21 protein-coding genes are annotated in these 22,735 nt (G+C 49.9%); 16 read left to right on the top strand and 5 right to left on the bottom strand.

Annotation, left to right across the window (positions count from 1 at the left end):
* Positions 1-7 precede the first annotated feature (7 nt).
* Genes I2G42_RS01100 through I2G42_RS01075 form a run of 6 tightly spaced genes read left to right on the top strand, consistent with a single transcriptional unit; the run spans position 8 to position 5,158 of the window.
* Complete coding sequence (locus tag I2G42_RS01100; RefSeq protein WP_242856670.1) at positions 8-1,276, top strand: D-alanyl-D-alanine carboxypeptidase family protein; 1,269 nt, start codon at positions 8-10, stop codon at positions 1,274-1,276.
* 33 nt (positions 1,277-1,309) lie between these two features.
* Positions 1,310-2,044 (top strand): ribonuclease H1 domain-containing protein, encoded by a 735-nt coding sequence (locus I2G42_RS01095; protein ID WP_055218059.1) that lies wholly within the window; start codon positions 1,310-1,312, stop codon positions 2,042-2,044.
* A gap of 53 nt (positions 2,045-2,097) precedes the next feature.
* Positions 2,098-2,898 carry a metallophosphoesterase gene (locus tag I2G42_RS01090; RefSeq protein WP_195530632.1) on the top strand — a complete coding sequence of 267 codons (801 nt, stop codon included), beginning with the start codon at positions 2,098-2,100 and terminating at the stop codon, positions 2,896-2,898.
* Between the two features lie 15 nt (positions 2,899-2,913).
* Entirely contained in the window at positions 2,914-3,735 is an 822-nt protein-coding gene (locus tag I2G42_RS01085; RefSeq protein ID WP_055226400.1) for a segregation and condensation protein A, read from the top strand.
* Positions 3,713-4,336, top strand: a complete 624-nt coding sequence (scpB, locus tag I2G42_RS01080; protein WP_055226398.1) for an SMC-Scp complex subunit ScpB — start codon at positions 3,713-3,715, stop codon at positions 4,334-4,336. Before I2G42_RS01085 ends, scpB begins: the two co-directional genes overlap by 23 nt.
* Positions 4,337-4,369: 33 nt before the next feature.
* Positions 4,370-5,158 carry a zinc dependent phospholipase C family protein gene (locus tag I2G42_RS01075; protein ID WP_055226396.1) on the top strand — a complete coding sequence of 263 codons (789 nt, stop codon included), beginning with the start codon at positions 4,370-4,372 and terminating at the stop codon, positions 5,156-5,158.
* Between the two features lie 99 nt (positions 5,159-5,257).
* On the opposite strand, the gene I2G42_RS01070 is transcribed toward I2G42_RS01075, so the two are convergent.
* The 4 genes from I2G42_RS01070 to I2G42_RS01055 all read right to left on the bottom strand — a co-directional run bounded on the left by I2G42_RS01070 (position 5,258) and on the right by I2G42_RS01055 (position 9,655).
* Positions 5,258-7,132 (bottom strand): extracellular solute-binding protein, encoded by a 1,875-nt coding sequence (locus I2G42_RS01070; RefSeq protein WP_179962732.1) that lies wholly within the window; start codon positions 7,130-7,132, stop codon positions 5,258-5,260.
* Between the two features lie 23 nt (positions 7,133-7,155).
* Positions 7,156-7,998, bottom strand: coding sequence for an ABC transporter permease (locus I2G42_RS01065; protein ID WP_055218051.1), 843 nt, complete (start codon positions 7,996-7,998; stop codon positions 7,156-7,158).
* Positions 7,970-9,043, bottom strand: coding sequence for an ABC transporter ATP-binding protein (locus tag I2G42_RS01060; protein WP_055226392.1), 1,074 nt, complete (start codon positions 9,041-9,043; stop codon positions 7,970-7,972). Before I2G42_RS01060 ends, I2G42_RS01065 begins: the two co-directional genes overlap by 29 nt.
* A gap of 72 nt (positions 9,044-9,115) precedes the next feature.
* Positions 9,116-9,655 (bottom strand): cupin domain-containing protein, encoded by a 540-nt coding sequence (locus I2G42_RS01055; protein ID WP_055226534.1) that lies wholly within the window; start codon positions 9,653-9,655, stop codon positions 9,116-9,118.
* A gap of 278 nt (positions 9,656-9,933) precedes the next feature.
* Here I2G42_RS01055 and I2G42_RS01050 point away from each other — a divergent pair, with 278 nt between their 5' ends.
* Positions 9,934-11,169, top strand: coding sequence for a D-alanyl-D-alanine carboxypeptidase family protein (locus I2G42_RS01050; RefSeq protein ID WP_226906314.1), 1,236 nt, complete (start codon positions 9,934-9,936; stop codon positions 11,167-11,169).
* Here I2G42_RS01050 and I2G42_RS01045 read toward each other — a convergent pair.
* A complete protein-coding gene (locus I2G42_RS01045) occupies positions 11,154-12,536 on the bottom strand; it encodes an MATE family efflux transporter (protein WP_055226390.1) in 1,383 nt (460 codons plus the stop codon). The two genes, I2G42_RS01050 and I2G42_RS01045, sit on opposite strands and share 16 nt — an antisense overlap.
* Before the next feature lie 268 nt (positions 12,537-12,804).
* Here I2G42_RS01045 and I2G42_RS01040 point away from each other — a divergent pair, with 268 nt between their 5' ends.
* From I2G42_RS01040 to cmk, 9 genes are all read left to right on the top strand, one after another.
* Positions 12,805-14,028: a 6-phosphofructokinase gene (locus tag I2G42_RS01040; protein WP_055226388.1), complete on the top strand. Its 1,224-nt coding sequence runs from the start codon at positions 12,805-12,807 to the stop codon at positions 14,026-14,028.
* A 270-nt stretch (positions 14,029-14,298) separates the two neighbouring features.
* Entirely contained in the window at positions 14,299-15,732 is a 1,434-nt protein-coding gene (locus I2G42_RS01035) for an acyl-CoA carboxylase subunit beta (protein ID WP_022462330.1), read from the top strand.
* 15 nt (positions 15,733-15,747) lie between these two features.
* Entirely contained in the window at positions 15,748-16,521 is a 774-nt protein-coding gene (locus I2G42_RS01030; RefSeq protein ID WP_195530631.1) for an OadG family protein, read from the top strand.
* A gap of 14 nt (positions 16,522-16,535) precedes the next feature.
* A complete protein-coding gene (locus I2G42_RS01025; protein WP_055226384.1) occupies positions 16,536-16,913 on the top strand; it encodes a biotin/lipoyl-containing protein in 378 nt (125 codons plus the stop codon).
* 33 nt (positions 16,914-16,946) lie between these two features.
* Entirely contained in the window at positions 16,947-18,098 is a 1,152-nt protein-coding gene (locus I2G42_RS01020; protein ID WP_055226382.1) for a sodium ion-translocating decarboxylase subunit beta, read from the top strand.
* Between the two features lie 49 nt (positions 18,099-18,147).
* The gene (locus I2G42_RS01015) at positions 18,148-19,557 is read left to right on the top strand and encodes an oxaloacetate decarboxylase subunit alpha (RefSeq protein ID WP_022462334.1); all 1,410 of its coding nucleotides are present in this window, start codon (positions 18,148-18,150) and stop codon (positions 19,555-19,557) included.
* 231 nt (positions 19,558-19,788) lie between these two features.
* Positions 19,789-20,763: a MurR/RpiR family transcriptional regulator gene (locus tag I2G42_RS01010; protein WP_022462335.1), complete on the top strand. Its 975-nt coding sequence runs from the start codon at positions 19,789-19,791 to the stop codon at positions 20,761-20,763.
* Positions 20,760-22,007, top strand: coding sequence for a BaiN/RdsA family NAD(P)/FAD-dependent oxidoreductase (locus tag I2G42_RS01005; RefSeq protein WP_022462336.1), 1,248 nt, complete (start codon positions 20,760-20,762; stop codon positions 22,005-22,007). The genes I2G42_RS01010 and I2G42_RS01005 overlap by 4 nt, the downstream gene beginning before the upstream one ends.
* 44 nt (positions 22,008-22,051) lie before the next feature.
* Positions 22,052-22,717 carry a (d)CMP kinase gene (gene cmk / locus I2G42_RS01000; protein ID WP_022462337.1) on the top strand — a complete coding sequence of 222 codons (666 nt, stop codon included), beginning with the start codon at positions 22,052-22,054 and terminating at the stop codon, positions 22,715-22,717.
* Positions 22,718-22,735: the final 18 nt, after the last annotated feature.

Below are 22,735 nucleotides of genomic sequence, written 5' to 3'. Positions count from 1 at the left end.
GGGGAATATGAAGAGAAGAACACGAAATATCGTCTGGAGCCTGCTGATGATCCTGGCGCTTCTTGCAGCGCCCTTGAAAGTGATTGCGGCAGAGCAGAATGGAGAATCTTCCGACAAGCAGCAGAACGAAACAACGGAACAGAAAACAGAAGAGACGGAGGAGACAGCACCGGAGATGACACCGGACTTTGGGCTGACTTCGCCGTCTGTTCTTTTGATGGAGGCACAGACCGGAACTGTTCTGTACGAGAAAAATGCGTCGGAACAGCGAAGCCCGGCGAGCATCACAAAAATCATGACGCTGCTGCTGATTTTTGAAGAGCTCGAAAAAGGGACGCTCCAGCTGACCGACGAAGTGACGACGAGTGCGCACGCCAGAAGTATGGGCGGGTCCCAGGTTTTTCTGGAAGAGGGCGAAAAGCAGACCGTTGAGACGATGATCAAGTGTATTGTCGTTGCTTCGGGAAACGATGCATCTGTAGCGATGGCAGAGCATATTGCGGGGACAGAAAGCGAGTTTGTCAGCCGGATGAACCAGAAAGCAAAAGAACTCGGCATGAACGACACGAAGTTTGAGGACTGCTGCGGCCTCACGGATTCCGACGGCCATTACACGACAGCGGCAGATGTGGCGAAAATGTCTCGGGAGCTGATCGAGCGCTTTCCGCAGATCCTGAACTATTCCTCTATCTGGATGGAAGAGATTACGCATGTCACACAGAAGGGAAGCAAACCATTCACCCTCACCAATACAAATAAGCTGATCCGCGGCTATGAGGGCTGTGTGGGACTGAAAACAGGAAGCACCTCGAAGGCGAAGTACTGCGTCTCGGCAGTGGCGAAGAAAAATGATCTGACAATGCTGGCAGTCGTGATGGGAGCACCGGACTACAAGGTGCGGTTTGCAGATGCGGCGTCACTGTTCCAGTATGGGTTTTCGTCCTGCAGCATCTACATAGACCGGGAACGCGATCCCCTGCCGGAACTTTCGGTTGTTTATGGAAAGCAGGATACGGCAGAACTGGAATATGCGGAAGAATTCCGCTATCTTGTGACGGGCGGGACGGTGATCGGTGAAGTGGAAAAAACGATAGAACTGCCGGAAGAGGTGCAGGCCCCTATCCAGAAAGGCGAGTGTGCCGGAAGAGTTGTTTACAAAGCAGACGGTGAGGAACTTGGTTCCGTTGCGATTTTATATGGAGCAGACGTGGCAAGAGCCGGCATGTGGGACCTGTTCGGATGTACGATGAAACAATATTTTCTTGGGACGGCATAAAGCCGGAGTATCATGCGCGAAAAGGAGAAAAACATGGCAAAGAAAAATTACTATGCGGTAAAACAGGGAAAGGTTCCGGGCATCTACCGGACATGGGATGCGTGCAAAGCGCAGGTACACGGTTATCCTGGCGCAATTTACAAGGGATTTGAGCGTCTGGAGGAGGCAGAGGCCTTTCTGGGCGGCGGTAAAATGCCGGAACCATTGCTGCGGGAAACAAAAGGAACGTATTCCGCTGCCCCGGAACGAAAGGCAGTACAGAGCACGGCAGCACCCGATCCTTCTTCTTGGGACTGGGAACACCTGATTCTGGCAGAAAAACCATGCGAAGACCCGGAATACGCCGGTGTCGGCAGGAGCGCCGTCGCATACGTGGATGGAAGCTATCAGCATGCGCTCGGAAAGTTCTCCTGCGGTGTGGTCCTCTTCCTGGACGGAAAAGAGTTGAATCTTGCAGAAGAATACAGCGACCCGGATCTCGTCTCCATGCGGAATGTGGCAGGCGAGATCAAGGGCGCAGAGCTGGCCATGGCTTACTGCCTGACACATGATATTCCGGAGCTGGCCATCTATCACGATTACCAGGGAATCGCAAGCTGGTGTACGAGAGAATGGCAGGCGAAAAAACAGGGAACCATCGATTACCGGAATTTTTACGATCTGGCATCGGCCAAAGTTGCGATCCGCTTCTGCAAAGTAAAGGGCCACACCGGCGTCACCTACAACGAAAAAGCCGATCAGCTGGCAAAACAGGCATTGGGCTTATAAACAGCAGGGAAAACGGGTTGTCATACACCGAAAAATCAAGTATAATGAACGGTATGAGAAAATTTACAACGACCTATTACAAACTTTCGTCAAATGGAAAATTTCTGGAAGGAAACGGTTTTCGTCTGGCGTTTATCAGTGATCTTCACAATATGGAGTTTGGCCCGGATAACACGGTGTTAAAGGCAGTCATCGATGAGGCGGCTCCGGATCTTGTCATCATCGGCGGGGACCAGATTGTGGCAAAGCCGGGGGAGAACCTCGACCCGGGTCTGAGTTTCGCGGAACGTCTTGCGGAGGAATACCAGGTAATCTATGGCTGCGGAAACCACGAATACCGTCTGAAGCTGTATCCGGAACAGTACGGCGATCTGTATGAAAAGCTCCGGGAGCGCCTGAAAAAGGCAGGAATCTGCTATCTGGAAAATGAGACGGCGGATCTTACCATCAGCGGCTGTCCGGTCCGGATCTACGGCTATGCCATGGACCGCACCTATTACAACCGCTTTTACCGCGGACCGCTGCCGGTTTCGGAACTGACGGACCACCTTGGAAAACCGGATCCGGCGCGTTACGGCATTCTGCTGGCACATCACCCTGCCTACCGCAGCTCCTATGCATCATATGGAGCCGATCTGACGCTTTCCGGCCATTATCACGGCGGCGTGGTGGGCCTTGGCGCGCACCGGGGGCTTGTGACGCCGGATTTCCGCCTTTTTTCGAAAAACTGCCGCGGGCTGTTCCTGACGGGTGGCACCTGCCAGATCATCAGTGCAGGAACGGGCGAACACACCATTCCGGTCCACATCTGGAACAGAAGAGAATTGATTATTACAGATATCGGGAAACCGTAAGGGAGAACAGAGCACATGGCGATACCAGTAAAGCTTCCGGTGTTTGAAGGACCGCTGGACCTTCTTCTTCACCTGATCGATAAAAATAAAATAGATATTTACGATATCCCCATTGTAGAGATTACGGACCAGTATCTGGAATACATTCATCAGATGGAGCGGGAAGACCTCGACATCATGAGCGAGTTCATGGTCATGGCGGCGACGCTTCTGGATATCAAATGCCGCATGCTGCTTCCGAAAGAAGTGAATGAGGAAGGCGAGGAAGAGGACCCGAGAGCCGAGCTGGTGCAGCAGCTTTTAGAGTACAAAATGTACAAGTACATGTCGTACGAGCTGCGTGACCGCATGAACGAGGCGAGCCGTTCCGTGTACAAGGAGCCGACGCTTCCAAGAGAAGTGCTGGAGTACAGGACGCCGGTCGACACCTCCGAGCTTCTCTCGCAGATTTCTCTCGCGAAGCTCCATACGATCTATAAAATGATTTTAAAGCGCCAGGAGGACAAGATCGACCCGATCCGAAGCAAGTTCGGAAAGATCGAAAAAGAAGAGGTCAGCCTGCCGGACAAGATGACGTATGTCGAGCAGTTTGCTGTTAAAAAACGCCGCTTCAGCTTCCGCGACCTTTTGGAATCCCAGCCGGGCAAGGCGCATGTGATTGTCACCTTCCTTGCAATCCTGGAGCTGATGAAAACCGGCAAAATCCGGATCAGCCAGGAGGAGCTTTTCGGGGATATCCTGATTGAATCCCTGGAGGATGAAGACACCGTAGTTGTGCCGTATACAGACGAGACAGACAGTGAGGACAAGACAGATGGAAGAACAGAACAGGAATAAAGAAACTGCCCTGGGTGAGGCAAGACGCCCCTCTTCGGTCGAGGAGGCGGAAGCAGCCATCGAGGCAGTCCTTTTTGCGATGGGAGATTCCGTGGAGCTGGGAAGGATTGCAAAAGCGATCGGCCATGACACGGAGACGACCCGCAGGATTCTGAACCATATGATGGAAAAATATAATACGAAAGACCGCGGCATCCATATCGTGGAGCTTGAAAATGCGTATCAGATGTGCACGAAACAGGAATATTATGATTATCTTGTCAACATCGCCATGCAGCCGAAGAAGGCGGTTCTGACCGACGTCATGATGGAGACTCTCTCGATCATTGCCTACAAGCAGCCGGTCACGAAGCAGGAGATCGACAAGATCCGCGGCGTCAAGAGCGATCACGCGGTCAACAAACTGGTGGAGTACAATCTGGTGCAGGAGCTTGGCCGCCTCGACGCGCCGGGCCGCCCGATTGTGTTCGGCACGACCGAAGAATTCCTGCGGAACTTCGGCGTCGATTCCACCGACAATCTGCCGGAGATCAGTCCGGTCAAGATGGAGGACTTCCGCGCAGAAGTGGAAGAGGAAATGCAGATCAAGCTGGATGTCTGATCCGGCAGGAGAAAAAAGAAGGGAGATACCGATATGCCTACTACGTACGCACACGACAGGTTCGGAAGAGAAGTCTATGAACAGCTTCCGGCAAATTTGAAAAAGATCATTCGAGAAAACAAAAAATTGTATCTGATCGGACTGCACGGGCCGGATATCTTCTTTTATTACCATCCGTTCTCGAAAAACCGTGTGTCTGATTACGGAACGCTTCTGCATGAGCAGACGGCTTCCGTTCTGTTCGAGGATGAGGTGAAAAAGTATCAGCAGAGCCCGTCAGAGGCGATGGAAGCGTATCTGTTAGGCTTTGCCTGCCATTACCTTCTCGATTCGACGTGTCATCCGTATATCGGGAAATTTGTGGATCACACTGGAATTTCCCATGCAAAGATTGAGACGAGCCTTGACCAGTACTTCATGCTGGAGGACGGCCTCGATCCGCTCGTATACCGTCCGGCATCGCCGATCTGCCCGCACACCGACGGCAACAAGGTCATCCACCGCTGTTTTCCGGAAATCGGGGAAACAGAAATTGTCGAATGCCTGAAGGGCATGAAGCTCTGGACGAGAATCACGATCTGCCGCAGCAGTGCGGTAAGAAGCCTTCTTCTTGGAGCGATGAAACTGGTCGGCTGCTACGATTCGATGGGCGGCCGTGTGATGCCTGGAAGGCCGCAGAAGGAATGCGAAGCGGGCACACGGAATCTTGTCCACCTGTACGAAAGAGCGCTTGCAGAGGCGCCGCAGGAGCTTGTAAAGCTGGATGAAGTGCTCCATGGAAACGGAACGCTTTCCCCGCGCTTTGACCACAATTTTGATTAAAACAGACTTTTGAGAGCAACAGTAAGAACAGAAAAATCCCGGCAGGAATCTTTCCTAAGAATTCCTGACCGGGATCTTTTTTTACCCGAAAGCAGATCTTTAATTTGATTTTACTTCACGCCACAGCTGGTTGTAAACCTCATCGGCATCATCGCCAAGATACGTAAAGGTTTCGCACCGTGCAAGCGTTTCCTCATCCGGGAAGGCGATTTCACTGTTTCGGATATCGTCATCCTCAATCAGTTCACGCGCCGCATCATTCGGCGTAGAGTAGGTAATATACTTAAAGTTTTTCAGTGCGATGTCCGGCCGGCAGAGGAAATTCAGGAATTTCTCTGCGTTCTCGACATGCTGCGCATCTTTTGGAATGCACCAGGAATCGATCCAGACGTTGGAGCCTTCTTTTGGAACAACGTATTCCAGATCCGGGTTTTCACGCTTCGTGTAGATAGCTTCACCGGAGTAAATAACGCCGATAGCCGCCTCATTTCCGATCATCTTGTCACGCACCTGATCCACAACGTACGCCTGCACGAGAGGTTTCTGTGTCACAAGCAGATCCTTCGCCTCCGTCAGCTCCTTGATATTGGTGGAGTTTAAGGAGTATCCCAGATCCTTTAAAGCAACAGCAAACGCATCGCGCACGCTGTCCTGCATCAGAATGCTGTCGCGGTAATTGGTATCCCACAGAACAGACCAGGAGTCGATCGGCTCGGTTACCATTTTTTTGTTGTACAGAATACCAACTGTTCCCCAGCAGTACGGGATCGAGTAGAGATTGCCCGGGTCGAACTGCTCGGAAGTCTCGTAGTACATATCTCCAATGTTGGAAGCGTTCGGAATATGGTCAAAGTTGATCGGCTGCAGCAGATCGTTCTGGATCATCTTCTGAATCATATAGTCGGACGGGCAGACAAGATCGTAGGAAATCGCACCGGATTTGATCTTCGGATACATGATTTCGTTCGTCTCATACTCCTCGTAAACAACGTGGATACCGGTTTCTTCCTCAAAGATATCGATGACATCAGAATCCATATATTCGCCCCAGTTGTACACAATCAGCTGCTGGGAGCCGCCGGCTGAAGCATTCTGGCTTCCGTAGTAAATACCGCCGCCGCCGATGACAAGCACCATGGCGATCGGAAGAATCCGGCGGAAGACCACCCGTTTCGTGATGCGGAAACGGATGCCCTTCTTCGCCATAGCCTCGCGCTCTTTTGCCTCCTCTTTTTCTTCCTTCGGAGAAGGATTCACATTCACAAGGAGCAGCAGAAGCAGTACGGTGACAAAAAGAATCGTGGAGAGCGAGTACATCTCCGGCTTGATTCCCTTGCGGACTTCGGCATAAATCTTTGTGGAGAGCGTATCAACGCCCGGTCCCTTGGTGAAGTAGGTGATAACGAAATCATCGAGGGACATCGTAAAGGAGAGCAGAAAGCCCGAAACAACGCCCGGCATGATGTCCGGGAAGATAACTTTCCAGAATGCATGCAGCGGAGAGGCACCAAGATCGAGAGCTGCCTCGTACGTCGATTTGTTCGTCTGCTTTAATTTCGGCATAACGCTCAAGATAACGTAAGGAACATTGAACGTAATATGTGCCATCAGAATGGTACCGAATCCAAGCTGAATGCGGCAGATGATAAAGAGCAGCATCAGCGAGATACCCATGACGATCTCACCGTTCAGCATCGGAATATTGGTGATGCCCATGAAAACCGTCCGGCTCTTTTTCGACATGCTGTTGATGCCGATGCACGCAAGCGTTCCAAGCACAGTCGCAATCGCAGAGGCAAGAAGCGCGATGATCAGGGTCGTATACAGCGCATTCATGATCTCTGTATTGGCAAACAGTGAGCGGTACCAGTGCAGGGTGAAGCCGCCCCATTTGGCACGCGTTTTTGAAGCATTAAAGGAGAGCACCACAAGGGTGACAATCGGCGCATACAGAAGAATAAAAATGAGCGCCATGTAAATTTTTTCCAGTTTCTTTCTCAAAATGCCGTTCCCTCCCCGTCTTTATCGTATTTATTCATCAGAACCATCGACAGGATGATGAAGATCATCAGGACTGTGGAGAGTGCACTTCCGGCATTCCAGTTGTTGGTCTGTTTGAACTCCTGCTCGATGACGTTTCCGATCAGAAGGATCTTGCTTCCGCCGAGCAGGTCGGAAATAACAAAGGTTGTAAGCGCCGGGATGAATACCATGGTAATACCGCTTACGATACCCGGCGTGGTGAGCGGCAGCGTTACTTTCAGAAACGTCTGCACACTGTTTGCTCCGAGGTCCCTTGCTGCGTTGATGACATCACGGTCGATCTTAATCAGAACATTGTAGATCGGCAGAACCATAAACGGCAGGAAGTTGTACACCATACCGAGAATGATCGCTCCCGGCGTATTGATGATGGAAATGCCGGGCAGATGGAAAAACGCGAGGATGCTGTTGATGACGCCGTTTTTCTCAAGCAGTGTCTGCCATGCAAGCGTACGGAGCAGAAAATTCATCCACATCGGGAGAATGAAGATCAGCACGATAAAGCTGGTCTGATTGACATTCCGGTTTGCCAGAATCATGGCAAGCGGATAGGCAAGCAAAAGACAGAGCGCGGTGCTAAGAAGCGACAGCCACAGCGCCAGGCCGAGTGCCTTGATGTTTTCCTTCGTCGCAACGTAGGCGAAATTCGAAAGGGTAAAGCCGCCTTCTTCCCCGGTGAACGCATAGTAGAGAATCAGGATCAGCGGAATGATGATGAAACCGGCAGCCCAGACGGCATACGGTGCTGCCAGCCATTTCTTTAATTTATTACTCTTCAATGGCTGCCGCCTCCTCATCTTCGGATTCCGGTTTGTTCATAATCTGGATATCGAACGGATCGACGTGAATGCCGACTTCCTGTCCGACCGGGAACAGATCGGTGGAGTGAACGAGAAGCTCAAAACCGTTCACCGTAACCTCCATCTCATAGTGAACACCTTTGAAAATCAGATGGGTGACACGTCCGCGGATGGTACCTTCCTCCGGTTTCACAAGATCAATATCCTCCGGGCGGATCACAACGTCGACCGGTTTGTTTTTGCCGAATCCGACATCAACGCACTCGAACTTCGCACCGAGAATCTCGACGAGACGGTCCTCAATCATGATGCCGTCGAGAATGTTGCTGTCACCGATGAAGTCTGCAACGAATGCGTTCTGCGGTTCATTGTAGATGTCTTCCGGTGTGCCGATCTGCTGGATATAACCCTGGTTCATGACAACGATCGTGTCCGACATGGTAAGCGCCTCTTCCTGATCGTGGGTGACATAGACAAAGGTGATGCCAAGTTCGTTTTTCAGACGGATCAACTCGTACTGCATGTCCTGGCGGAGCTTTAAGTCAAGTGCGCCGAGCGGCTCATCCAGAAGGAGAACTTTCGGTTCGTTGACAATCGCGCGCGCAATGGCGATTCGCTGCTGCTGGCCGCCGGAGAGAAGCGCCGGGGAGCGGTTTTCGTAACCCTCAAGGTTAACAAGTTTTAATGCGTATTTGATTTTGTCATTGATATATGCTTTGGATTTTCCTTTGATTTTCAGCCCGAAAGCAATGTTTTCCGCAATTGTCATATGCGTGAAAAGAGCATATTTCTGGAACACCGTGTTTAGCTGGCGTTTGTTTGGCGGAAGCTGGGTGATATCCTGTCCGTTAAATAAAACCTTTCCGGTATCCGGTGTCTCAAAACCGCCGAGGATACGTAATGTAGTTGTTTTTCCGCAGCCGCTCGGGCCAAGGAGGGTAAGAAATTCGTTTTCACGGATATAAAGATTCAGATCATCCAGAATGGTAACTCCGTCGTACGATTTTGTGATGTTGACCAGATCAAGTAATTTGGTACTCATGTGTAATATGCTCCTTTCGGGTTGTGAAATTTGGAACACCGTTTCTCGTGAAAATCACGCGGTGTAAAAAATCTAAAAATAAGGCGGTGAACTGACCCAGAGAATGATGGCCGGCGTTTTACCCGGATTTTCCAGATAGTGATTACAGGAAGCGGGATAGTAGAAGCTTTCCCCTTTCTTCACTTTGTGGCATTCATCTCCAAGATGAAGGAGAATACGGCCGGAAAGTACATAGCCGAATTCCTCGCCTTCATGCGGTGAATCAATCTCGGTGCACGCGCCGCTTTGCAGCGTCAGCCGGATTGGCTCCATCCTGTTTTTCTGTGCATTCGGAACGATCCATGCGATCTCGTTGCCCTGCGCTTCAGCGGTCTTTACAAAGTAATCTTCTTCGCAAAAGACAACCTGATTGTCCTGCTCTTCGCCGAAAAACGTTTTTAGATCCGTTCCAAGGCAGGTAAGAACATCAACCAGCGTGGCGATCGAGGGAGAGGTCACATCGTTTTCAAGCTGGGAAATAAATCCCTTTGACAGCTCGCTCCGATCTGCCAGTTCCTCCTGCGTCAGCCCTTTCCACATCCGCAGTTCCCTGATTTTTTTTCCGATTTCCATAAAAAATCCTTTCTGCATCCAAAGTCTTTCCCGGGATCCTTTTGCTGAATACGGATTCTCAGGAAATCTCAGTAAAAATAAACAAAAAGTTTAGTAATTCTATACAAACATGGGGAATTATACATGATATGGATCGCAGTGTCAATAACTTTGTGAAATTTTACCATGATTTTACAGGAAACCTCATATAATGAAGAAGAAGCAGACAAAAAGCCGGTCCCAAAAGAGCGTCCGGCTTTTCCGTTTTTAAAGAGAAAAAACACAAGGGGGATCTGATTTTGAACAGAAAAAGAAGAAACAAGACAGGTTTTTTCCTGGGAATCCTGCTTCTGTTTTTGGGAAGTGTGTCCGTGACTGCGACAGAGCAGGAGAGCGAGCCGAATCAGCTGTTTGCAACGGCGGCATGCCTGATGGATGGCGATACCGGCCGTGTGCTGTTCGGAAAACGCGAGACAGATCCTATGGCAATGGCGAGCACAACGAAAATCATGACATGCATTCTGGCACTGGAAAACGGACAAGAGCAGACGGTCGCAACTGCATCGGCTAAAGCAGCCGCAGCGCCGAAAGTACATCTCGGTGTGAGGGAGGGAGAACAGTTTCTGCTTGGCGATCTTCTGTATTCCCTGATGCTGGAATCGCATAACGACGCGGCGGTAATGATTGCAGAGACCATCGGCGGAAGTGTAGAGGAATTTGCATCGCTTATGAATGAAAAAGCCGCAGCAATCGGCTGTACAGATACGCATTTTGTGACGCCGAACGGTCTCGATGCTTCTGACGCAGGCGGAGATCACCACACGACAGCAGCTGATCTGGCACGGATCATGCGATACTGTGTCTGGATTTCACCGAAAGCCGCCCAGTTTCTCGCAGTGACGCAGACGCGGTCCTATACCTTCTGGGATCTGGAAAAGAAAAACATGTTCAACTGCTATAATCACAACGCACTGCTGGATCAGATGGATGGAGCTGTTTCGGGAAAAACCGGCTTCACGGCAAAAGCCGGTTACTGTTATACCGGTGCGCTGGAGCGGGATGGAAAGCGTCTGATTGTGTCGTTGCTTGCGTGCGGATGGCCCAGCCATAAAAACTATAAATGGGCGGATGCCGCAAAGCTTTTAAACTACGGGCTGGAATCGTATATGTATCGTGACGTGCTGGACCATAGCTGGAACCCAGGGCAGATTGAAGTAGCAGACGGTGTTTACGACGGGATGCTGCAGGTAAAAAGCAGCGCCCGCCTTACCCTTACAAGCCCAGCGCTTGATCCGGCGCGCTCGCTTCCCGCTCTTCTGAAAGAGACAGAAATACCGGAAAAAGACATTTTTTTACCGGAGCTTTTGAAAGCCCCGGTAAAGAAAGGAGAAAAGGTCGGTTCGGTTACGTATTCGATCGACGGGATTCTTCTCGCGGAATATCCCGTCTATGCAGCCGAAACGATCGAGAAAATTGATTATGGGTGGTGCATGGAAAAGGTCGCAGAGCGCCTCTTTTGTCATTCTTCGGTATGAGTCACTTTTGCAAGTGTTTCTGTTGAAAGAATTTTCCGGATATTGCAGAGAAACAGCGTAACGGCAGTGATAACAGAACATACATCAGCGATCGGTTCTGCATAGTAAACGCCCATGACACCGAAGAAATGCGGCAGAATGAGTGCAAGCGGAATCAGAAGGATGACTTTTCGAAGCAGTGCAATAAAAAGAGAAATCTTCGCCTGGCCAAGACCGAGGAAGGAACTCTGTACGCCGCTCTGCAGTCCGAAAATTGCCATGCCGGCAATGTAAACCGGAAGTACCTTCTCTACGATGACAATCAGTTCCGGGTCAGTCGTGAAAAGACCGGCAAAAAGAGCCGGACGAAGCATTGCGAATACAACGTAGACGAAAGCGGCAGTAAAAGTAATGGCGATCATGCGCCGGATTGTCTGGCGGACACGGTCAAACTGGCCTGCACCAAAGTTGTAGCTGATGATCGGCTGTACACCGTTCGTAAAGCCGTTGACCGGTACGAAAATCAGCTGCAGCACCGACTGGAGAATTGTCATCGAGCCGACATAGAGGTCGCCGCCGTACGTCTGTAGCCCGTGGTTCATGACGATTGTGATGGCACTTTCCGTTGCAGACATGATAAATGGTGAGATGCCGAGTGCCATGACAGAGCCTAAAATGGAAAAATCCGGTTTCATGGTGCGAAGAGAAAGGCGGACACCTGATTTTTTTGAGGTAAGAAACCGAAGAACCCATGCAGCACTTAAAGCCTGGGAGAGAATGGTAGCAAGTGCGGCCCCGGAAACACCCATATGAAGAACGAAGATGAAAACCGGGTCAAGACCAATGTTGATAACAGCGCCAATGAGAACGGAGCACATGGCCGTGCGTGCGTGTCCCTGACAGCTGATAAAAGTATTCAATCCGACAGCCAGCTCGACAAATACGGTTCCGACAAGATAAATGGAAATATACGTGGAAGCGTATCGGATTGTGTTGCTGCTTGCACCAAAGAGGTACAGAAGCGGTGTCTGAAAGAAAAAGAAAAACGCCATCAGACACACGGAGAAAAAGAGCAGCAGGGAAGTGGAGCTTCCAAGAATTTTTTCTGCGCGGTCCCGGTTTTTCTGTCCGAGTGCGATGGCGGCAAGAGGAGCACCGCCTCCACTTGCGAATCCGGCAAAGGCGGAGATGATTGTGATAATCGGAAACGTGACGCCGACACCGGTCAGTGCCAGGGAACCAACATCAGGAATCCGGCCGATATAAATGCGGTCTACAATGTTATATAGTACATTTACAATCTGTGCGAGGACAGAGGGAAGGGCTAGTTCGAGCATCAGTTTCCCGATTTTTTCGGTGCCGAGACGGCCATCTTGCTTGGTCTGCATGAAAAAAACCTCCAGTTTTTTTGTTGATGAAACGTATATTTTTCTGCGTCCTTTTCGTGGACATTGCTTCTATTATAGCTTTTTAAGGGCAATCCTGCAAGAAAAAAACGAAAAACTTTGCAATCCGTTGTGAAAGTCTACAGGCTTTTCCCGGAAACGCAAAACAGGGTGTACGGAAGAAAAAAAATATGGTACGCTATAGGACGAAGCGAAAGTGATTTCGTGAAAAACTTTTAGAAAGTAGTGGGAATAGATGGAGGAAAATCATATGCGAAATCTGTTAGTAGCGCAGTCTGGCGGACCGACCGCGGCGATCAATGCAACGGTGGCAGGAGTTGTTTCCTGTGCTGTACTGTCCGGAAAAGTAGATCATATTTATGGTGCGGTAAATGGAATTGAAGGCGTGCTTGCAGAAAAATTTCTTGATCTTGGAAAAAAACTGGATTCAGCAGAAAAAATCTCTCTTCTGATGCAGACCCCGGCAGCAGCGCTTGGCTCCTGTCGTTATAAACTGGGCGATCCGGAAGAAAACAAGGAGGATTTTGAAGAAATACTTCAAATTTTTCGCAGACATGAGATCCGTTATTTTATTTATATCGGCGGAAATGATTCGATGGATACCGTAGACAAGATGTCAAAGTACTGCAAAGAAAACGGTGTGGACGATGTGTTTGTTGTCGGGGCGCCAAAGACGATTGACAATGATCTTGTCGAAACGGATCACTGCCCGGGCTTTGGATCTGCGGCAAAATATCTGGCAGCAACCTTTGCAGAGCTGGAGAGAGACTGCCATGTATATGAAAAGAAGGCTGTGACCATCGTGGAGGTCATGGGAAGAAACGCAGGATGGCTGACGGCAGCGTCTGCACTGTCCCGTGTCAACGGCGGAGAAGGGCCGAGCCTGATCTATCTTTGCGAGCCGGTCTTTGACACCGAACAGTTTTTAAAGGATGTGCAGGAAAAACTGGAACAGAAGGACAGTGTTCTGGTTGCAATCAGCGAGGGCATCCATGACAGCGAGGGCCGCTATGTTTCTGAGCAGGTGCAGAGCGATGCACAGGATCAGTTTGGGCACAGCTACATTGCAGGTTCTGCAAAAGTACTCGAAGAGCTGGTGCGTGACCGTATCGGCTGTAAGGTAAGATCGATTGAACTGAACCTGATGCAGCGGTGCGCGGCTCATCTTGCGAGTGCGACCGATCTTGAGGAGTCCCGTATGCTCGGCATGAAAGCCTGCCAGTGTGCACTGGAAAAACAGGGAGGACAGATGGCATCGATCCGAAGAATCTCCGCGGATCCTTACCGCGTGGAGTATACCTCCGTTCCGGTATCGGAAGTGGCAAATAAAGAAAAGAAAGTGCCGCTTTCCTGGATTACAGAAGATGGTCATGATGTGACCGAGGAGATGATGGCGTATCTTCGTCCGCTGATTCTTGGCGAACCGGCGATGCAGTATGAGAATGGAATTCCGGTTCACATTGAACTATATTAAACCGAAGGAAAAACGTGTAAGAAAAGCCGCCGCCGGGCGGCTTTTTTGTACGATGCGGAAAGAAAACAGGACTTTTTGAAAAAGGAAAGGCCGGGAAAAATCAAGTTTGACCTTCCATTTATAATAGGAAAAATCTGAAATCTTTCTGTCTATTTTCTGTCAAAAAGGTGAGAAAAAGTATTGAAAAAAAACGAAAAAACAGATATGATAGACTTGTATAAAATTTGTTTAAAATTTTATAATGAAAATAGAAAGATGGAGGTTTGAAGAATGAGTAACACAGCACAAAGTTTAGCGAGCACAAGAATCGCCTCTTTGCTGGATGAAAACAGCTTTGTGGAAATCGGCGGACAGGTTACTGCCAGAAGCACAGATTTCAACATGGCCGGCATGGAGACACCATCCGATGGTGTAATTACTGGTTACGGTGTGATCAACGGCAGCCTGGTATACGTATACAGCCAGGATGCGTCTGTGATGGGCGGTACCATCGGCGAAATGCATGCAAAAAAAATCGCGAGACTGTATGAGTTTGCACAGAAAACAGGTGCTCCGGTCATCGGACTGGTAGACTGTGCCGGTATGCGTCTGCAGGAGGCAACTGATGCTCTGAACGGTTTCGGCGAAATCTATATGGCGCAGGCAATGGCATCCGGCGTGATTCCACAGATCACAGCAGTATTTGGTACCTGCGGCGGCGGTATGGCACTCATCCCGGCTATGACAGACTTCACGTTCATGGAGTCTAAAAACGGAAAACTTTTCGTAAACTCCCCGAACGCACTGGACGGAAACCACGTATCCAAATGTGATACCGCATCCGCAGATTTCCAGGGCGAAGAAGCAGGTCTTGTTGACTTTGCTGGAACCGAGGAAGAAATCCTCGGACAGATCAGAAACCTGGTATCTATGCTTCCGGCAAACAATGAGGACGAAGCATACACCGAGTGCGAGGATGATCTGAACCGTGCATGTGCAGACCTTGCAAACTGCGCAGGCGATACCGGAATCCTTCTTTCCCAGCTCAGCGACAACGGCATCTATTTTGAGACCAAAGCCGCTTACGGAAAAGATGTTGTAACCGCATTCATCCAGTTAAACGGAGCAACCGTAGGAGCAGTTGCAAACCGCTCTGAAATCTACGGCGAGGACGGAACTGTAAAAGAGAAAATGGATGGAACCTTAAGCGCAAGAGGAGCCAAAAAAGCAGCAGATTTCGTAAACTTCTGCGATGCTTTCTGCATCCCGGTACTTACCATCACAAACGTAACCGGATTCAAGGCAACCAAATGCTCTGAGAGAACCATGGCTAAGAACGCAGCAGCCCTGACCGCAGCTTTCGCAAACGCAACCGTTCCGAAAGTAAACGTTGTTGTCGGCAAAGCATACGGAAGCGCATACGTTGTCATGAACAGCAAATCCATCGGAGCAGACATGGTATTTGCATGGCCGAACGCAGAAATCGGAATGATGGATGCAAAATCTGCAGCAAAGATCATGTACGAAGGATCTGACGCTGCTACCATCAACGAGAAAGCAGCTGAATATGCAACCCTTCAGAACAATGTAACTTCCGCAGCCAGAAGAGGCTATGTGGACACCATCATCGAGCCGGAAGACACCAGAAAATATGTTATCGGCGCATTCGAGATGCTGTATACCAAGAGAGAAGACAGACCGGACAGAAAACACGGAACAGTCTAAGGAAGGTGGCATACGATGAGAAAGAACTGGAAAAAATTAGTAAGTCTCGTCCTTACCGCAGCCTGCACCATGGTTGTGACCGTAGCTCCTGTTTTTGCGGATGCGGCATCTACACCGGCTTATTCACCGGTTGAGACATCTACGGTAGATTCTCTGCTCTCCTCCAGTGTTCAGTGGGTAGGACAGAGCCTGATGACCTACAGCGATGACGATCTTGTCAATATGGAAGCTTCCGACCAGCAGTTCTATGCAAGAGCAGCTGAGGCATGGGAAGAGGCAAAGGCTGACCTCGGAGAGGTAAAAAGCCTGGAAGACGGTACTCTCGAAGTAGACGGAGATTTTGTAACCTGCACAATTCCGGGTGAATTTGAAAAAAATCCTGGTATTGTCCGCGTATTCTGGAACATCAGCACCGGAACACCAGTTCCGACCGACCTCACCATCACCGTTGAGGAGTCAAAGGGCGTTCTGATCGGCCAGGCCGGCATGAACACCATCATCGGAATCGGTACCGTATTTGTTATGCTGATTTTCCTGATTTTCGTTATTTCTTCGTTTGATTACATTTTGGGAGACAAGAAGAAGAAAAAAGCACCGGCAGCACCTTTACAGGAAGTACCGAAGGCTGTCGCAGCACCGGTTGTTGAAGAGACAGCACCGGAAGCAGACGATATGGAGCTGCAGGCTGTTATTACAGCTGCAATCGCCATGTATGAAGACGATATGGCTTCTGCATCCGGAGATGCTTATGTTGCACGTCCGATCCGCAGAAAAGGCAAAAGAGCTTAAGGAGGAAATTTTCAATGAAAAACTACACCATTACCGTAAACGGAAATGTATATAACGTAACTGTAGAAGAAGGAACCACAGCAGGCGCAGCTCCAGTTGTCAGCGCAGCAAAAGCAGCTCCGGCACCAAAAGCAGCTCCGGAAGCACCGAAAGCAGCAGCTCCGGCAGGCGCAGCAGGCAGCGTAGAGGTTACTGCTTCTGTACCTGGTAAAATCTGCAAAATCGAAGCAAACGTAGGCGCAGCTGTAAAAGCAGGCGATACGGTTCTTGTACTGGAAGCCATGAAGATGGAAATCCCGGTTGTAGCACCGCAGGATGGCACAGTAGCAACCATCAATGTAGCAGTAGGCGATGCAGTAGAATCCGGTGACGTTCTTGCAACCATGAACTAATGCCCGTTGTAAGAAAAAACCGGAGGTGAAAAAATGATTACTGAAACTTTAAACAACCTGCTTCACCAGACGGCGTTTTTTAATCTGGACTGGGGCAATTACGTTATGATCGCAGTGGCTTGCTTCTTTTTGTATCTTGCGATTAAGCATGAATTTGAGCCGTTGCTTCTTGTACCGATCGCATTCGGTATGCTGCTTGTAAACATTTACCCGGACATCATGGCTGAGCCTTATACCGACGTACAGGGTCTTGAGCATGCGGGCGGTCTGTTCTACTATTTCTTTACTCTGGACGAGTGGAGTATCCTCCCATCCCTGATCTTCATGGGTGTAGGTGCGATGACAGACTTCGGTCCGCTGATTGCAAACCCGATCAGCTTCATCATGGGAGCTGCAGCACAGCTTGGTATCTATCTGGCATACTTCTTCGCTATTTTCATGGGATTCAACGGAAGAGAGGCAGCAGCTATCTCCATCATCGGCGGTGCCGACGGCCCGACTTCTATCTTCCTTCTGAATAAGCTCGGACAGCAGCACCTGATGGGACCGATTGCCGTAGCAGCATATTCCTATATGTCACTGGTGCCGATCATCCAGCCGCCGGTCATGAAGCTTCTGACTACAGAGAAAGAGCGTAAAATCAAAATGGAGCAGCTTCGTTCCGTATCCAAACTCGAGAAGATCCTGTTCCCGATTGTTATCACCATCGTTGTCTGCATGATCCTTCCATCTACCGCTCCGCTGGTAGGTATGCTGATGCTTGGTAACCTGTTCCGTGAGTGCGGCGTTGTAAAACAGCTCCAGGAGACAGCTTCCAATGCCATGATGTACATCGTAGTTATCCTTCTTGGTACTTCCGTTGGTGCATCCACAAGTGCTGAGGCATTCTTAAATGTCAGCACCTTAAAGATCGTTGCCCTGGGTCTGATCGCATTCGTATTCGGCACCGCAGGCGGTGTCCTGTTAGGAAAAATACTGTGCAAGGCAACACATGGAAGAATCAACCCGTTGATCGGTTCTGCAGGTGTATCTGCGGTTCCGATGGCAGCCCGTGTATCCCAGAAGGTTGGCGCTGAGGCAGATCCGACGAACTTCCTGCTGATGCATGCGATGGGACCGAACGTAGCCGGTGTTATCGGTACAGCAGTAGCGGCCGGTACCTTCATGGCGATCTTTGGTGTATAACTTCTTAAGACAAACAAAAGTGAAAAACACTTCATTTAGGAGGATAGAAATGGCAGTAGAAAAGAAACCTGTCAAGATTATGGAAACTGTTCTGCGTGATGCACATCAGTCCCTGATCGCGACGAGAATGACAACAGAACAGATGCTTCCGATCATCGATAAAATGGATAAAGTCGGATATCACGCAGTAGAGTGCTGGGGAGGTGCAACTTTCGATGCTTCCTTACGTTTTCTGCATGAAGATCCATGGATGAGACTGAGAAAACTCCGTGACGGATTCAAAAATACAAAACTGCAGATGCTGTTCCGTGGACAGAATATCCTGGGATATCGTCCGTACGCAGACGACGTAGTAGAGTATTTCGTACAGAAATCCATTGCAAACGGAATCGACATCATCCGTATTTTTGACTGTATGAACGATCTGCGCAACCTGCAGACCGCTGTCAGCGCAGCAAACAAAGAAAAAGGCCACGCACAGGTAGCACTTTCCTATACTTTAGGAGATGCTTACACCCTGGATTACTGGACCACCATGGCAAAGAGAATCGAAGAGATGGGTGCAGATTCCATCTGTATTAAAGATATGGCAGGCCTGCTCGTTCCGTACAAGGCAACTGAGCTGGTAACCGCGCTGAAAGAAGCAACCGATCTTCCGATTCAGCTGCACACCCACTATACTTCCGGTGTTGCATCCATGACGTACCTGAAAGCAGTAGAGGCTGGTGTTGATATCATCGATACCGCAATGTCTCCATTCGCTATGGGTACTTCACAGCCGGCAACTGAGGTTATGGTTGAAACCTTCAAAGGCACTCCATACGATACTGGTCTGGATCAGAACAAACTGGCTGAGATCGCAGATTACTTCCGTCCGATGAGAGACGAAGCGCTCGATACAGGCCTCTTAAATCCGAAGAACCTTGGCGTAAATATCAAGACTCTTCTGTATCAGGTACCGGGCGGTATGCTCTCCAACCTGACAAGCCAGTTAAAAGAGCAGCACGCAGAGGACAAATACTACGATGTACTCGAAGAAGTACCGCGCGTAAGAAAAGACCTCGGCGAGTGCCCGCTGGTTACTCCGTCTTCCCAGATCGTTGGTACCCAGGCTGTATTCAATGTCCTGATGGGCGAGCGTTACAAGATGGTAACGAAAGAGACAAAAGACGTTCTTGCCGGAAAATACGGTGCAACTGTAAAACCGTTCAATCCGGAAGTACAGAAGAAATGCATCGGCGATACCGAGCCGATCACCTGCCGCTACGCAGACCTGCTTGAGCCGGAGCTTCCAAAACTGGAGAAAGAGATCGAGCAGTGGAAACAGCAGGATGAGGATGTATTAACCTATGCTCTGTTCCCGCAGGTAGCTGTAGACTTCTTCAAATATCGTGAAGCACAGCAGACAAAAGTAGATCCGGCAGCCGCTGACAAAAAAGACGGCGCATATCCGGTCTAAATAAAATCTGAGTAAAAAAAATCAGCCGGTGTTCTGTGTTCCCCGTAAAAAGGGAATGCAGAACACCGGCTTTCCTTTTCAGCTTTTCAGCCATTGCGCCAGTAATTTATTCGTGTTATAATTCAAAAGATTGAGGTGTGTCCGAAAAAGAATCAGGATGCCCCCAAAAGAAGAAATGTGGATGCCGAACGGCATTTGCAGATCGGAAAAACAAATCAGGAAGAAAATAACATGAAAAAAGAAAAAGAACAGTCTTCTTCAGAAGAGCAGAAGGCAGCGAACGAGAATCTCCTCATTCGTCTGAATCAAAATTACGGAAAGTTGAGCAAAGGACAGAAGAGGCTGGCAGATTTTATTACGGCACATTATGACCAGGCCGTATCGATGACGGCAGCGCGCCTGGGACAGCAGGTCGGCGTCAGCGAATCGACAACGGTTCGCTTTGCGATGCAGCTTGGCTACGCGGGATATCCGGAGTTCCAGCGCGCACTGGAGGAGATGGTGATGAATCGTCTGAATTCAGTGCAGCGGATGCAGTTTACGTATGGCCGCGTGCCGCAGGGAGAAATTCTGGAGACCGTCCTGCAGTCGGATATTGAAAAAATCAAGATGACGCTGGAAGAAGTGGACCGGAGCGCCTTTGAGCGCGCTGCGGATACGATTCTTTCTGCGCGGACAATCTACATTGTCGGCATTCGGAGCTGCGCGCCGCTTGCGAGCTTTCTGGCGTTCTATCTCCATATGATTTTCCCGGATGTGCGCCAGGTACAGACAAACAGTTCCAGCGAGATTTTCGAGCAGATGATCCGCATCACGGAGGATGATGTGGTGATCGGCATCAGCTTCCCGCGGTATTCGATGCGTACGATGAAGGCACTGGAATTTGCGAACAGCCGCAAAGCGAAGGTAATTACGATCACAGACAGTGTGCATTCACCGATGAATGTTTATGCAGCCTGTACGCTGATTGCCAAGAGCGATATGGCATCGATCGTCGATTCTCTGGTGGCCCCTTTGAGTGTAATCAATGCGCTTGTCGTGGCGCTCTGCATGAAACGCCAGGCGGATGTGAAAAAGACACTTGAGAGCATGGAAAAACTGTGGGATGAGTACCAGGTTTACAGCAACGATGAAATCAACGGGCTGGACGATGCACGTCCCATGGGCGGAAAAAAGGCAGCTCTGCCGGTAAAGGAGAAAGCATGAGAAAAGCAGCAGTAATCGGCGGAGGCGCCGCCGGAATGATGACCGCCGTGCTTGCCGCCGGCGAAAAGACAGAGATTCATCTCTATGAAAAAAATGAAAAGCTGGGAAAGAAGCTGTTTATCACAGGAAAGGGCCGCTGCAATGTGACAAACGACTGCCCGACAGAAGAGTTCTTCACGAATGTGGTGACAAACCCGAAATTTCTGTACAGCTCCGCCTACAGCTTTGACAGCGCCCAGGTGCAGGAGTTTTTCGAAGCGGCAGGTGTCCGCTTAAAAGTGGAGCGCGGAAACCGTGTATTCCCGGAGTCAGATCACTCCTCGGATATTATCCGCGCGCTGGAGACGGAACTGAAACGGAAAAATGTGCAGGTGCATAAGAATACAAAAGTAAAAGAGCTTCTTTTCGAAGGAGACCGCGTGAAAGGAATCCGCCTGGAAAACGGGAAAGAGCTTTTTTACGATGATGTCGTTGTCGCAACCGGCGGTATGTCGTACCAGACGACGGGGTCGGATGGAGACGGCTACCGTTTCGCAGAAGAGGCAGGACTTGCCGTCACTCCGCTCCGCCCGGCGCTGGTGCCGCTGGAAACAGAGGAAGCGTACATCCGTGAGCTGCAGGGACTCTCCCTGAAAAATGTGACGATGACGATTAAAAACGGCAAAAAGACGCTGTTCGATGGATTCGGCGAGATGCTGTTTACACATTTTGGAATTTCCGGCCCGCTGGGGCTTTCTGCGAGCTCCTACATCGGAAAAGCACTGGAACAGCAGCCGCTGAAAGGATATCTGAACCTGAAGCCGGCACTCACGGAAGAACAGCTGGATGCGCGGATCCTGCGTGAATTTGAAGAAAACCGAAACAAACAGTTCCGCAACGTGATCAACAGTCTGTTCCCGGCGAAACTGCTTCCGGTGATGCTCTCTCTTGGCGGGATCGACCCGTACAAACAGGTCAATGCCGTATCGAAAGCGGAGCGTCAGCACTTTGAAGAGCTGATCACGCATTTCCCGTTTACAGTAACCGGAACACGGGGCTTCCGTGAAGCAATTATCACACAGGGTGGTGTTTCCGTGAAAGAGATCCGTCCGGGCACGATGGAGGCAAAGAAAAAAGAAGGTCTGTACTTCGTAGGAGAAGTGCTCGATCTCGATGCACTGACCGGCGGCTTCAATCTGCAGATTGCCTGGGCAAGTGCCCACGCTGCAGCCGAAGAGATCCGGGCAAAGGAAGAACAGGAATAAAATATGGATCACAGATTTTAGAATTTTCAGGAGGAAGAGAGAAGATGAGATTTAATCTTGCAATTGACGGACCGGCAGGCGCTGGCAAAAGTACAATCGCAAAACGTGTGGCAAAGGAGCTTTCGTTTGTCTACGTTGATACAGGAGCAATGTACCGTGCCATGGGCATCTATTTTTCGGATCTTGGCATTGCACCGGAAGAGCAGGAAAAAATTGAGGCAGCCTGCAAAGATGTGAAAATTTCCATTTCCTACGAAAACGGAGAGCAGCAGGTTTATTTAAACGGCGTCAATGTCACCGGAAGACTGCGCACCGAGGAGGCTGGAAAGATGGCATCCGCGACAAGCGCCTATCTGGAAGTACGAAAAAAACTCGTGGAGCTGCAGCAGGAGATGGCGGAGAATACGGATCTTGTGATGGACGGCCGCGATATCGGAACTGCCGTTCTGCCGAACGCACCGTTGAAAGTCTATCTGACAGCAAGTGCCCATGTCCGCGCACTGCGCCGCTGGAAAGAGCTGACCGAAAAGGGACAGACAGCCGATCTTGCGAAAATCGAGGAAGATATCAATGAGCGTGATTATCAGGACATGCACAGAGAGCATTCCCCGCTGGTACAGGCAGAAGACGCCGTACTCGTTGACAGCTCTGAAATGACGATCGATGAGGTTGTGGAAAAGATCTTAAGCCTTGCCCGCGAGCGCATGTAAACGCGGCAGAGAAAAGAG

The sequence above is a fragment of the Fusicatenibacter saccharivorans genome, from assembly GCF_015557635.1.
Lineage (GTDB): Bacteria > Bacillota > Clostridia > Lachnospirales > Lachnospiraceae > Fusicatenibacter > Fusicatenibacter saccharivorans.
Note: the sequence above shows the minus strand (reverse complement) of the source record. Positions and strands in the feature narration are given on the sequence as shown.